General features: G+C 33.3%; 17 protein-coding genes. 16 read left to right on the top strand and 1 reads right to left on the bottom strand.

Translation table 11 applies throughout. The features are described 5' to 3' along the window. The 15 genes from rplP to ELQ07_RS02260 all read left to right on the top strand — a co-directional run bounded on the left by rplP (nucleotide 1) and on the right by ELQ07_RS02260 (nucleotide 9,139). The gene (gene rplP / locus ELQ07_RS02330; protein WP_002779441.1) at nucleotides 1-426 is read left to right on the top strand and encodes a 50S ribosomal protein L16; all 426 of its coding nucleotides are present in this window, start codon (nucleotides 1-3) and stop codon (nucleotides 424-426) included. Beyond that, on the top strand, nucleotides 413-598 hold the full coding sequence (gene rpmC / locus ELQ07_RS02325; RefSeq protein ID WP_002851566.1) for a 50S ribosomal protein L29: 186 nt from the start codon (nucleotides 413-415) through the stop codon (nucleotides 596-598). The genes rplP and rpmC overlap by 14 nt, the downstream gene beginning before the upstream one ends. A 9-nt stretch (nucleotides 599-607) precedes the next feature. Continuing rightward, on the top strand, nucleotides 608-859 hold the full coding sequence (rpsQ, locus tag ELQ07_RS02320; protein WP_002851549.1) for a 30S ribosomal protein S17: 252 nt from the start codon (nucleotides 608-610) through the stop codon (nucleotides 857-859). Then, nucleotides 859-1,227: a 50S ribosomal protein L14 gene (gene rplN, locus ELQ07_RS02315; RefSeq protein WP_002779438.1), complete on the top strand. Its 369-nt coding sequence runs from the start codon at nucleotides 859-861 to the stop codon at nucleotides 1,225-1,227. The genes rpsQ and rplN overlap by 1 nt, the downstream gene beginning before the upstream one ends. Beyond that, entirely contained in the window at nucleotides 1,227-1,460 is a 234-nt protein-coding gene (rplX, locus tag ELQ07_RS02310; RefSeq protein WP_002779437.1) for a 50S ribosomal protein L24, read from the top strand. The genes rplN and rplX overlap by 1 nt, the downstream gene beginning before the upstream one ends. Before the next feature lie 3 nt (nucleotides 1,461-1,463). Continuing rightward, nucleotides 1,464-2,009, top strand: coding sequence for a 50S ribosomal protein L5 (gene rplE, locus ELQ07_RS02305; protein WP_002851453.1), 546 nt, complete (start codon nucleotides 1,464-1,466; stop codon nucleotides 2,007-2,009). A gap of 1 nt (nucleotide 2,010) precedes the next feature. Next, a complete protein-coding gene (locus ELQ07_RS02300; protein WP_002851478.1) occupies nucleotides 2,011-2,196 on the top strand; it encodes a type Z 30S ribosomal protein S14 in 186 nt (61 codons plus the stop codon). A 9-nt stretch (nucleotides 2,197-2,205) separates the two neighbouring features. Then, nucleotides 2,206-2,601 (top strand): 30S ribosomal protein S8, encoded by a 396-nt coding sequence (rpsH, locus tag ELQ07_RS02295; RefSeq protein WP_002851353.1) that lies wholly within the window; start codon nucleotides 2,206-2,208, stop codon nucleotides 2,599-2,601. 78 nt (nucleotides 2,602-2,679) lie between these two features. Then, a complete protein-coding gene (gene rplF / locus ELQ07_RS02290) occupies nucleotides 2,680-3,216 on the top strand; it encodes a 50S ribosomal protein L6 (protein WP_057033977.1) in 537 nt (178 codons plus the stop codon). Nucleotides 3,217-3,225: 9 nt separating this feature from the next. Continuing rightward, nucleotides 3,226-3,582, top strand: a complete 357-nt coding sequence (rplR, locus tag ELQ07_RS02285) for a 50S ribosomal protein L18 (RefSeq protein ID WP_002785535.1) — start codon at nucleotides 3,226-3,228, stop codon at nucleotides 3,580-3,582. Between the two features lie 11 nt (nucleotides 3,583-3,593). Beyond that, nucleotides 3,594-4,037, top strand: a complete 444-nt coding sequence (gene rpsE, locus ELQ07_RS02280; protein ID WP_052777998.1) for a 30S ribosomal protein S5 — start codon at nucleotides 3,594-3,596, stop codon at nucleotides 4,035-4,037. A 4-nt stretch (nucleotides 4,038-4,041) separates the two neighbouring features. Then, complete coding sequence (gene rplO, locus ELQ07_RS02275; RefSeq protein WP_002922071.1) at nucleotides 4,042-4,434, top strand: 50S ribosomal protein L15; 393 nt, start codon at nucleotides 4,042-4,044, stop codon at nucleotides 4,432-4,434. After that, nucleotides 4,434-5,699 carry a preprotein translocase subunit SecY gene (gene secY / locus ELQ07_RS02270; RefSeq protein ID WP_134224669.1) on the top strand — a complete coding sequence of 422 codons (1,266 nt, stop codon included), beginning with the start codon at nucleotides 4,434-4,436 and terminating at the stop codon, nucleotides 5,697-5,699. The genes rplO and secY overlap by 1 nt, the downstream gene beginning before the upstream one ends. A gap of 190 nt (nucleotides 5,700-5,889) precedes the next feature. Then, nucleotides 5,890-7,143, top strand: a complete 1,254-nt coding sequence (locus tag ELQ07_RS02265; protein ID WP_070316603.1) for an MFS transporter — start codon at nucleotides 5,890-5,892, stop codon at nucleotides 7,141-7,143. Beyond that, nucleotides 7,127-9,139, top strand: coding sequence for a CocE/NonD family hydrolase (locus ELQ07_RS02260; protein ID WP_134224668.1), 2,013 nt, complete (start codon nucleotides 7,127-7,129; stop codon nucleotides 9,137-9,139). The genes ELQ07_RS02265 and ELQ07_RS02260 overlap by 17 nt, the downstream gene beginning before the upstream one ends. A 58-nt stretch (nucleotides 9,140-9,197) precedes the next feature. Here the strand turns inward: ELQ07_RS02260 and ELQ07_RS02255 are convergent, their stop codons facing one another. After that, nucleotides 9,198-10,469 carry an MFS transporter gene (locus ELQ07_RS02255; RefSeq protein WP_070316601.1) on the bottom strand — a complete coding sequence of 424 codons (1,272 nt, stop codon included), beginning with the start codon at nucleotides 10,467-10,469 and terminating at the stop codon, nucleotides 9,198-9,200. A 194-nt stretch (nucleotides 10,470-10,663) separates the two neighbouring features. On the opposite strand from ELQ07_RS02255, the gene topA reads away from it, so the two are divergent. Next, nucleotides 10,664-12,766 (top strand): type I DNA topoisomerase, encoded by a 2,103-nt coding sequence (topA, locus tag ELQ07_RS02250; RefSeq protein WP_134224667.1) that lies wholly within the window; start codon nucleotides 10,664-10,666, stop codon nucleotides 12,764-12,766. The last annotated feature ends 1 nt before the right edge of the window (nucleotide 12,767 follow it).

The following is a 12,767-nucleotide window of genomic DNA, read 5'->3' as shown; positions in this document are numbered from 1 at the left end:
ATGTTAATGCCAAAAAGAACTAAATATCGCAAAATGATGAAAGGGCGTAACAGAGGTTATGCTAATCGTGGAACAGAATTTACTTTTGGTGAATTTGCATTAAAAGCAACTGAAGCAGGACGCATTAACTCACGCCAAATTGAAGCAGCGCGTATCGCTTTAACTCGTTTTGTTAAAAGACAAGGAAAAACTTGGATTAGAGTTTTCCCAGATAAGCCTTTGACAAAAAAACCTTTAGAAACTCGTATGGGTAAAGGTAAAGGTGCTGTTGAAGAATGGGTAATGAATATCAAGCCAGGTCGTATCATTTATGAAATGGCAGGAGTAAGCGAAGAAATGGCAAGAGAAGCATTGACTTTAGCTATGCATAAACTTCCATTTAAAACTAAGTTTGTTACAAGAGAGAGCCAAAATGAAATATACTGAGATTAAAGATAAAACAGCAGCTGAGCTTGCAACAATGCTAAAAGAAAAAAAGGTGCTTTTATTCACTTTAAAACAAAAGCTAAAAACAATGCAACTTACTAATCCAAAAGAGATTAGCCAAGTAAAAAAAGACATTGCTAGAATAAATACAGCAATTAACGCTTTAAGATAAGGATAGAAAATGGCATTTAAAAGAGAAATTCAAGGCGTTGTTGTTAAAATCGCTGGTGAAAAAACCGCAAGTGTTTTGGTTGAAAGAAAAGTGGTTCATCCAAGATATAGAAAAATTGTTAAACGCTTTAAAAAATATCTAATTCATGATGAGAGAAATGAAGTTAAAGTGGGTGATACTGTTGTTGCAGTAGAATGCAGACCACTTTCAAAAAGAAAATCATTTCGCTTAAAATCTGTATTAGCTACAGGAGTTGAGTAATGATTCAAAGTTTTACAAGACTTGCAGTTGCTGATAATAGCGGTGCAAAAGAATTAATGTGTATCAAGGTTTTAGGGGGTAGCAAAAGAAGATACGCTACCGTAGGTGATGTAATCGTTGCATCTGTTAAAAAAGCTTTACCAAATGGAAAAGTTAAAAAAGGTCAAGTGGTAAAAGCGGTTATCGTTAGAACTAAAAAAGAAATTCATAGAGATAATGGTTCTTTGATTCGTTTTGATGAAAACGCTGCAGTTATTCTTGATAACAAAAGAGAGCCTATCGGAACTCGTATCTTTGGGCCAGTGGGCAGAGAAGTTAGATATGGTGGCTTTATGAAAATCGTTTCACTAGCACCGGAGGTATTATAATGGCGGTTAAATTAAAAATCAAAAAAGGTGATAGCGTTAAGGTTATCACAGGTGATGATAAAGGTAAAACAGGTAAAGTTTTAGCGGTATATCCAAAAACACTTAAAGTGGTAGTTGAAGGATGTAAAATCGCTAAAAAAGCTATTAAGCCGAGTGAGAAAAACCCAAATGGTGGTTTTATCAATAAAGAAATGCCAATGGATATTTCCAATGTGGCAAAAGTTCAGGAGTAAGCGATGATGAGATTAAAAGAAAAATACAATCAAAGCATTAAACCTGCATTGGTTAAAGAATTTGATATCAAAAATCCTATGCTTATCCCTGTGATCGAAAAAGTAGTTATCAGCGTAGGTGCTGGTGAGTTGGCTAAAGATCAAAAAGTATTGCAAAATGTTGCAGATACTATTTCTTTAATTGCAGGACAAAAGGCTGTGATTACTAAAGCTAAAAAATCAGTTGCAGGATTTAAAGTTCGCGAAGGTTTTCCTGTGGGTGTAATGGTAACTTTAAGAAAAGAAAATATGTATGCTTTTCTTGATAAATTAATTTCTATTGCTTTGCCAAGGGTGAAAGACTTTAGAGGTTTAAGTAGAGATGGTTTTGATGGACGCGGAAACTACAACTTCGGTCTTGATGAGCAGTTGATGTTCCCAGAAGTGGAGTATGATAAAATTTTAAGAACTCATGGTATGAACATTTCTATAGTTACAACAGCACAAAATGATAAACAGGCACAAAAGTTATTAGAACTTATCGGTGTGCCATTTACAAAAGGAAAGTAAGATGGCTAAAAAATCAATGATTGCAAAAGCGGCACGCAAGCCTAAATTTAAAGTTAGAGCTTATACAAGATGCCAAATTTGTGGGCGTCCGCATTCGGTTTATAGAGATTTTGGAATTTGCAGAGTTTGCTTAAGAAAAATGGGTAACGAAGGTTTGATTCCAGGTCTTAAGAAAGCAAGTTGGTAAGGATAAAATATGATAAATGATATTATTTCAGATTCACTCACTCGTATCAGAAATGCAGGAATGAGAAAGCTTGAAACAACCAAGCTTTTACATTCTAAAGTTGTAGAAGCTTTAGTTGGAATTTTTCAAGCTAAGGGCTATATTGAGAGTTTTAATGTTATTGAAGAAGATAAAAAGAAATTTATCAATGTAGTTTTAAAATACGATGAAAAAGGTAAGAGTGTTATCAATGAGCTTAAAAGAATTTCTAAGCCTGGTCGTCGTGTTTATAAAGGTAAAGATGAAATCAAGCGTTTTAAAAATGGTTATGGTACTATCGTAGTTAGCACAAGTCATGGTGTTTTAGCTAATGATGAAGCTTATAAAGCAGGTGTTGGCGGCGAAATTTTATGTACCATTTGGTAAAAAATCTGCTTTTTATGGCATTGGGTATCCATTCTTTTAAAAAAGTAGAAATATCCTAGACAAATAAAAAGGAAAAATATGTCTCGTATAGGTAAACAACCGATTGCTATTCCAGCAGGAGTAGAAGTAAAATTAGAAGGAAATTTGCTTAAATTTAAAAAAGGAAATTTGGCAAAAGAACTTGATACTAAAGCAAATGTAAATGTTGAGATTAAAGATAATAATATTCTTTTTTCTCCAAAAGGTGAAGACAGACAAAGTAGAGCTTATTGGGGAACTTACAGAGCTTTAGCTTACAATATCGTTGTAGGTTTAACTCAAGGTTTTTCAAAAACTCTTGAAATCAATGGAGTTGGTTATAAAGCAGCTTTAAAAGGTAAAGTTTTAGAACTAAGCCTTGGTTTTTCTCATCCTATTAATTATGATATTCCAGAAGGAATTGAAATTGTAGTGGATAAAAATACTATTGCAGTTAAAGGAAGTGATAAACAAGTTGTAGGTCAAGTTGCTGCTCAAATTCGTGAATTTAGACTGCCAGAGCCATATAAAGGAAAAGGCGTTAAGTATTCTGATGAACGCATTATCCGCAAAGCTGGTAAGACATCTAAGAAGTAAGGGTAGAATATGAGAGCAAATGTATTAAAAAGAAAACTAACTTTAAGAATCAAAAGAAAAAAAAGAATTAGAGCGAAAATTTCAGGTTGTGAAAATTTTCCAAGAATTTCTGTATTTAAATCAAACAGAACTCTATATATCCAAGCGATTGATGATGTAAAAGCTGTAACTTTAGCAGCAGTTGATGGACGCAAACTTGGCGTTAAAGCAAATAAAGAAGGTGCTAAAAAAATCGCTGCTGAATTTGCTAAAACTTTAAAAGCTAAAAAGATAGAACAAGCTGTTTTTGATAGAAATGGTTATGTATATCATGGTGTTATCGCAGCATTGGCTGAATCTTTAAGAGAAAATGGCATTAGGCTATAAGGGGTAAATCGATGGAAAAATATAATAGAGAAGAATTTGAAGAAGTAATCGTCGATATCGGCAGAGTTACTAAGGTTGTTAAAGGTGGTAGAAGATTTAGATTTACTGCTTTAGTTATCATTGGAAACCGCAAAGGTTTAGTAGGTGTTGGTTATGGTAAGGCTAAGGAAGTTCCAGATGCTATCCGTAAAGCTGTTGATGATGCGTTTAAAAATATCGTTGAAGTTAAAACTAAAGGCTCAACTATCGCTCACGATGTAGAGGTAAAATATAACGCAAGTAGAATTTTACTTAAACCAGCTAGTGAAGGTACAGGAGTTATCGCAGGTGGTTCTACACGCCCTATCGTGGAACTTGCAGGTATTAAAGACATCTTAACCAAGTCTTTGGGTTCAAATAATTCAGCTAATGTGGTTCGTGCTACAATCAAAGCTTTAACAATGTTAAAAGGATAAGAAGATGAATTTAACAAAAGCAGCGGGTTCAACGCATAAAACTAAAAGAATTGGCCGTGGTCAAGGTTCTGGCATGGGTAAGACTGCTACTAAAGGGGGTAAAGGTCAAACTGCTAGAAAAGGTTATAATGAAAAAAGAGGTTTTGAAGGGGGTCAACAACCACTTCAAAGAAGACTACCAAAAGTAGGTTTTACTTCTAAAATTCAAAAACCTTATGTGATCAATGTTGAAAAAATCACAGCTATAAAAGAGCTTAGTGAAATTACATTTGAGAGCATTAAAAGTGTTCACAAAATTTCAAAGTCTGTGAATAAAATCAAATTAATTGGTGCAAGTGCAAAAGACTTAGTATCAAAAATCAAAGACGAGAATATTAGCGTCACCGGATCAAAATAATGAATAGAGCATTGACGAATAAGATTTTAATCACCTTAGCATTTTTGTTTGCTTATAGGGTTCTGGCTTATGTGCCAGTTCCTGGCGTCAATGCTGATGTGATTGCGGAATTTTTTAATAACAATCAAAACAATGCTTTGGGTTTATTTAATGTTTTTAGTGGTGGAGCGGCTGAACGCTTTTCTATCATTTCTTTAGGTATTATGCCTTATATTACTGCTTCTATTATTATGGAGCTTCTTGCAGCAACTTTTCCAAATATCGGTAAGATGAAAAAAGAGCGTGATAGTATGCAAAAATATATGCAAATTATCCGTTATGCGACTATTGTGATTACTTTGGTTCAAAGTATAGGCGTTGCTATAGGCTTGCAAAGCTTACATGGTCGTGGTGGTGCAGGGGCTATAATGGTGGAAGATTTAAGTATGTTTATCGCACTTTGTGCTATTTCTATGCTTGCAGGAACTATGCTTTTAATGTGGCTTGGTGAACAAATCACACAAAGAGGTATAGGAAATGGTATTTCTTTAATCATTTTTGCAGGTATTGTTTCAGGTATTCCAAGAGCGATTTCAGGAACTGTAGGGCAAATCAATTCAGGCGAGATGAATTTCTTAACCGCTTTTGCAATTTTTGCTTTGATTTTAATCACCATAGGCGTGATTATTTATGTAGAACTTGGAGAAAGAAGAATTCCTATTTCTTATTCTCGTAAAGTTGTAATGCAAAATCAAAACAAACGTATTATGAATTATATTCCTATTAAACTCAATCTTAGTGGGGTTATTCCACCGATTTTTGCTAGTGCGATTTTGATGTTTCCAACAACGATTTTACAAACTAGTACAAATCCTTATCTACAAGCTATTAATGACTTTTTAAATCCAAATGGTTATTTGTTTCATGTTTTAACTTTCTTGTTTGTGATTTTCTTTGCTTATTTTTATGCTTCTATCGTATTTAATGCTAAAGATATAGCAGAAAATTTGAAAAAACAAGGTGGTTTTATCCCTGGAATTCGTCCAGGTGAAGGAACTTCAAGTTATCTTAACGAAGTAGCTTCTCGTTTAACTTTATCAGGTTCTATTTATTTAGGGCTTGTTGCAACCTTACCTTGGGTTTTGGTGAAATTTATGGGTGTGCCTTTTCATTTTGGCGGTACTTCTGTACTTATTGTAGTTCAAGTAGCACTTGATACGATGAGAAAAATTGAAGCTCAAATTTATATGAGTAAATACCAAACTTTAAGTGCGGTAGGTTTGTAATATATTTCAACAAGGGTAATTTTCCTTGTTGAAATAATTTTTTTATTTTATTCTTTTTCTTGTATGTTTTATTTTTATCAAATGTGTAAATAATCTACAAAAATTTAAATTAGCTTTTAAAATTTTTCTAATTTTTTTAAAAAATACTAAAAATATGTAATACTAAAATTAGATTTGTTTAGGAGCAGCCATGAAGAATACTTTAAAAAAGAATTTTTTCACTTTGATTTTGCTTTCTTTTTGTGGCTCTATTATTTATGGTTTGCCTTATTTTAGAAAGTATTATTATGATGATTATATGGCTTTGTATCATTTAGATAATTTTCAAATGGGTTTATTAGGTAGTGCTTATGGTTTGTTAGGACTTTTTTCTTATGCTTTGGGTGGATATTTAGCAGATCGTTTTGCTCCTAAGAAGCTTTTGATCTTTTCTTTGGTGGCTACAGGATGTGGGGGTTTGCTTCATCTTTATTTTACTTCGCTTAAGGCTCTTATGATTATTTATGGGCTTTGGGGTATTACTTCGCTTCTTACTTTTTGGCCTTCTTTGATGAAAATCATACGCACTTTAGCCAGCGAGCAAGAGCAAGCAAGAGCTTATGGGGTCTTTGAAGGGGGTCGTGGTGTGGTTAGCGCTATACATTTAGCTATTGCTACGGCTATTTTTGGCTATTTTCAAACCAAGGCTTTAGCTTCTAAGGGTATAGAGATGATTATCATTTTTTATTCTTTAGCTCCTATAATTAGTGCAGTGATTTTGTTTTTTCTTTTAAAAGAGAGTAAGCATGAGAAAAGTGAAAATTTAAAATGGAGTGATTTTTTATCTCTTATTAAAAATCCTGCTTTATGGCTTGTGGTGGCCATCACTTTTTGTACTTATTTTTTCAATATGAGTTTTTATTATTTTACCCCTTATGCGAGTAATGTTATAGGCACTTCTGCTGTATTTGCAGCTATTTTAGCGGTTTTAGCCTCTTATATACGCCCCATTGCTTCTATAGTAGGTGGTTTTGTAGCTGATGGTTTTGGAAAGGCTAAGGTTATGTTAGTGGGTTTTGTAACTATGGGACTTGGAGTGGTGCTTTTAATGTTTAGTGCTTATTGGGGTGGTTTTATACAAATGGTGGCTTTAACCTTAGCTTGTGTGATTGTTTATGTGGCTATGTATTCTAATTTTAGTATTTATTATTCTTTATTAAGCGAGGGTAAAATTCCTGTACATTTAGCTGGTATGGCCATAGGTATAGTTTCTACTTTTGGATATTTGCCTGAAGTTTTTGCACCTGTTTTAGCCGGAGATTTGCTTGATAAATATCAAGGAGTAAAGGGTTTTCATATCTATTTTAGTATCATGATTGCTATGGCTATTATGGGTGCTATTTTTTGTTTGCTTTGGATAAAAAAATACAATAAAAAAGGAAAAAAATATGAAGAAAATAATTAAAGATTTTAAATTTAAAGTGAAAGTGATAGAAAATATTTGGATCACTTTAAAAGATGGCACAAGGCTTTCTTCTAGAATTTGGCTTCCACAAACCGATGAAAAACTTCCTGCTATTTTAGAATACATTCCTTATAGAAAAAATGATGGTACAAGAACAAGAGATGAACCTATGCATGGCTATTTTGCAGGCAATGGTTATGTTGTTGTAAGAGTGGATATGAGAGGCAGCGGGGAATCTGATGGACTCTTAAGAGATGAGTATTTAAAGCAAGAACAAGATGATGCCTTAGAGCTTATAGAATGGATAGTCAAACAAGAATGGTGCAATGGCAAAGTAGGCATGATGGGTAAGTCTTGGGGTGGTTTTAATTCTTTACAAGTGGCTGCTAGAAGACCTAAGAATTTAAAAGCCATTATAGTAGTGGGTTTTACCGATGATAGATATAACGAAGACATACATTATAAAGGCGGGTGCTTACTCAATGATAATTTTTGGTGGGGCAATATCATGCTTGCTTATCAAGCCCGTTTTGTAGATCCAAAAATCGATCCAAATGGAAGAGAGAAATGGCTTCATAGACTTGAAAATATGCCTTTATGGCCTGCTTTATGGATGGAACATAATTTAAAGGATAAGTATTGGAAACATGGCTCGGTGAGTGAAAATTATGAGGATATACAAGTACCTGTTTTTGCTTTAGATGGATGGGCTGATTCTTATACCAATCCTGTTTTTACTCTCATGCAAGGTTTAAAGGTTCCAAGAAAAGCCATTATAGGCCCTTGGGCTCATGTTTATCCGCACGATGGTTTTCCGGCTCCTGCTATGGGATTTTTACAAGAAGCTTTAAAATGGTGGGATAAATGGCTAAAAGATGAAGATAATGATGTTCTTGATTGTCCTATGATACAAGCTTATATAGAAGATCCTTTAAAACCTAGTTCTAAAGTGAGTGAGGTTAAAGGGCGTTTTGTGGGATTAGAAAGTTATCCTAGTAAGGATATAAATTATCATACCTATTTTTTAAATCCTTATAGACTCACTCAAGAAAAAAGCAAGCAAAGCATTAAGATTAATACCCCACAAAATCATGGACTTTTAGCTGGAGAGTGGATGGGAGCAGCCGTTTTGGGAGAAAGTCCTGCAGATCAAAGATTAGATGATGGTTTAGCTGTGGTTTTTGAAAGTGAAATTTTGCAAGATGAGCTTGATGTTTTAGGTTATCCTTTGTTAAAAGTGAAATTAAATAGCGATAAGCCTAAAGCTATGCTTTTTGCACAACTTAGTGAAGTAAGGGAGGATGGCTTTGTACAAAGGGTGAGCTATGGGGTTTTAAATTTAGCCTTAAATAAAGAAAGAAGTGAATTTACACCCTTAATAAAAAATGAATGGATCCAAAGAGAACTAAGGCTTGATTGTTGTGGGCATCGTTTTGCTAAGGGATCTAAGATAAGACTTTCTTTGGCTACAACCTTTTGGCCTATGTTTTGGCCTATGCCTGAAAATGTGACCTTGACTTTGGATTTAAATGAATGCGATTTTGCTTTACCTGTTTTTAGTGGCAAGGATAGCAATAAAGTGAATTTAGAAGCTCAAAGCGCTCCTTTAACTCCTCTTGCTTTGCTTAAAGAAGGTAGGGTAGATAGGAGTATAACTTATGATATTTTAAGCGATACTTACACTTGTATAACCGATGGAGTGGGTGGAGTTTTTGGCGAAGGTGTTTATAGATTTGATGAGATTGATGTTTTAGTAGAACACAATCTTAAAAGAGAGCTAGTCCTTCAAAATGAAGATCCTCTAAGTGCTAAATACACTATCACTCAAAAGATGAAAATTGGTAGGGAAAATTGTATGATGGATGCTGATATTATTCTTACTCAAACCAGTGATAAGGAGTATTTTTATATCAAGGGTAAAATGCAGGTTAAGGAAAATGAAAAACTTGTCTTTGATAAAAATTATAATTATAAAACTCTAAGAAAGAGTTTGTAAATCCTAGATAATTAAACCTAAATTTATCAGGTTTAATTAAAAATTATGAAGAATATAATTAATTTATCCTAGGTTTTTGCTTTAAAAATAAAAACACAATGCACACTATAAAAATTACTATTGACCATATTAAAAAAGCATCTACAAGACCCATTTGTCTAACGATGGGTTGAGAGATAATAGGACTTAAAAATTGTCCTAAAAATATACAACTTGCTAAAATTCCATAAGCCCTAGCGCGAGCATTTTCAGGACAGATTGAAAAAAGATAAGCCGTATTATTTACAAGCATAATACCTCCACCCATTCCAAGCAAAGCTAAGGTGATTAAAACTGTGAAAAAGCTATCTACTAAAAAAAGCAGCAAAAAAGAACAAGATACGATAAAAAGAGTTAAAACATAGATAGTTTTAATACTTAAGAATTTTATAATATATCTATAGCTTAGAGAGAAAAAACCATAACATAGTGCAGATACAGACATCGAAATACCTATATATTTAGGATCCAATCCTAAATGTTCTTCTATATAGTAAGGAAGTTGAGTTGGCGAAATATAATAAACTACCATGATAAAAAAACCTATAAAATAGATAGGGAAAAATTGCCAATAATTTGTTTTTGCTTCTATTTTTGTATGATTATAGAATTTAAATTTTCTAGGTTCAAAAAGATAAATGATAGCCATTAAGGTAATTAAAATTCCAAGTCCATATACTAAAAAAGGATAACGCCAAGAATAACTCGAAACAAATCCTGCAATAGAAATAAAAACAGCACCCCCTACCGCACAAAAAAATCCTTGAAGACTTAAAGCATTTTCTCTGCGATTAAAGCCACCACGACTATAATAATCTCCAAGTAAAGCCGAAGCACCTGTCATTATAAAAGCAGTTGCCATACCAAAAATAGCTCTTGAAGTCAGTATAGCATAAATATCATTTAAGAAAAAGCCACTTACTCCAGAAATAGTCCAAACCACCATAGCTGGAAGAATGAATTTTAATTTGCCAAATTTATCCATTAAAATACCAGCAAATGGAGATAAAATGACAACAAAAATAGCAGGGATGGTTAAAACTAAGCGAACAAGTATATCAAGATGGGCTAATGTGAAACTTGAAGCAAGAGTAGCGCCACTTTGGGTTAAAAGTTCTTCAAAATGTCTGTTGATAGCAGGCAGAGCAGATGAAATGACCACACTTCCTAGCATAGTCATAGCGGCCATAGAAAACACAGCCGCTTTAAATCCGGACTTTTCAGTAATTTGAATTATTTTTTTATCCATTTTCGTGTCATTTGGATGAAATTTATAAGTTTTGCCATTCATAATTTTTGCCTTTTTTGTTTTATTATACTCTAAAAATTATGGTTTGTATTTAAAATTACTTAAAATTATATTTTATTTATTTTGTTATGATAGTTTTGTTTTTAAAATATTTTAGCTTGATTAAAATATATTTTATAAGTAGAATTTTAAATATTTTTAGCTAAATTCAGCTTTTTATTTAACAAGGGTGCAAAATGAAGAAAAATTTAATCATAGTAGAATCTCCTGCAAAAGCTAAAACCATAGGAAATTTTTTGGGAAAAGATTATGAAGTTATCGCTTCTAAAGGACATATTAGAGATTTGCCTAAATCAAGCTTCGGGATTAAAATAGAAGATGATGAATTTATCCCTGAGTATAGAATCACAAGTGATCATAGCGCCTTAGTTAAAGAACTTAAAAGCAAAGCCAAAGATGCCAAAGAAGTTTATCTTGCAACGGATGAGGATAGAGAAGGAGAGGCTATAGCCTACCATATTGCAAAAGCTATAGGAAAAGATGAAAACACCTTACCACGTATTGTTTTTCATGAAATCACTAAAAACGCTATAGAAAATGCTTTAAAAAATCCAAGAAAATTAGATATGCACTCTGTAAATGCTCAGCAAACTAGACGCCTTTTAGATCGCATTGTAGGATATAAACTCAGCCCCTTATTGGGACAAAAAATTCAAAGAGGGCTTAGCGCAGGGCGTGTTCAAAGTGCGGCTTTAAAGATCATAGTCGATCGTGAAAAAGAAATTCGTGCCTTTGTACCCCTAGAATACTTTAGTATAGATATGATTTTTCAAAAAGATTTAGATGCAGAACTGGTTGAGTTTGACAAAGCTAAGATAGAAAAACTTACCATTGCCAACAAAGATCGTGCTAAGCTTATACTAGAGGCTTGTAAAAATGAAGCTTATGTTATAAGCGACATTGAAAGCAAAGAAAGAAAAATCGCTCCACCGCCTCCTTTTATGACTTCAACCTTGCAACAAAGTGCTAGCAATCGCCTTGGTTTTAACCCTAAAAAAACCATGATGATAGCTCAAAAACTCTATGAGGGAGTAAATACCCATGAAGGCGTGATGGGGGTTATTACCTACATGAGAACCGATAGTTTAAATTTAGCCAAAGAAGCTATAGAAAATGCAAGAAAATTCATACAAGCAAATTTTGGCAAAGACTATCTTCCAAGCAAAGCAAATGTATACACTACAAAAGCCAAAGGTGCTCAAGAAGCTCATGAAGCTATACGCCCTACAAATTTAAGTTTTGCTCCAGAAATTGCGGCCAAATTTTTGGACAAAGATGAGCTAAAACTTTACACACTCATTTATAATCGCTTTTTAGCCTGTCAGATGAACCCTGCTATTTCTCAAACTCAAAATGTATTTGCAAAAAATGATAGAGCAGTTTTTAAAATAAGCGGTAGAAAAATCCTTTTTAATGGATATTATAAAGTTTATGGTGATATGGATAAGGATAAAATTTTACCAAATTTTAAAATAGGTGAAAATTTAAAAATACAAAATTTAGAAATGAACTCGCATTTTACCGAACCACCTTCAAGGTATTCAGAAGCAGGACTTGTAAAAAAACTTGAAAGTTTAGGCATAGGTCGTCCTTCTACCTATGCGCCAACCATTTCTATACTTACAAGCCGTGATTATGTAAAAATAGATAAAAAACAACTCATTCCTAGCGATGTTGCTTTTAATGTAACCGAAGTGCTTGAAAAAAATTTTAGCGATATAGTAGATAGTAAATTTACTTCAAACCTTGAAAATACCTTAGATGAAATCGCAGAAGATAAGGCAGACTGGCAAGAAACTTTAAAAGAATTTTACTATCCTTTTATGAGAAAAATCGAAGAAGGAAAAACAAAAATTGCTAGTCAAAAAACTGTCACAAAACTAGGTGAAAGTTGTCCTGATTGCGGCGGGGAACTTGCTATTAGAAAAGGGCGTTTTGGAGAATTTGTAGCGTGTTTAAATTTCCCAAAATGCAAGTATTCAAGAAATTTAAAAAGTGAAAGTAAAAATGAAAGCGAAGATACTGCCGCAAAAGCTAAAGCTAATGGTACAGGTATTACTTGTCCAAGTTGTCAAAAAGGTGAAATCGTAGAACGCTTTTCAAAACGCGGTAAATTTTATGGCTGTAGTGCTTATCCAAAATGCAATTTTATAAGCAAATACAAACCAAGTGAAGAAAAATGCGAAGAGTGTGGCGAAACTTTAGTGATAAAAGAGCTTAAAAAAGGTACATTCTTAGAATGCTTAAAGTGCAAAATCAAAAAAGAAATGAAGGATTAGA

This window comes from Campylobacter sp. US55, assembly GCF_004378955.1.
GTDB classification, from domain to species: domain Bacteria; phylum Campylobacterota; class Campylobacteria; order Campylobacterales; family Campylobacteraceae; genus Campylobacter_D; species Campylobacter_D jejuni.
The sequence above is the reverse complement of the archived record's forward strand: the minus strand, read 5'-3'. Positions and strand labels throughout refer to the sequence as shown.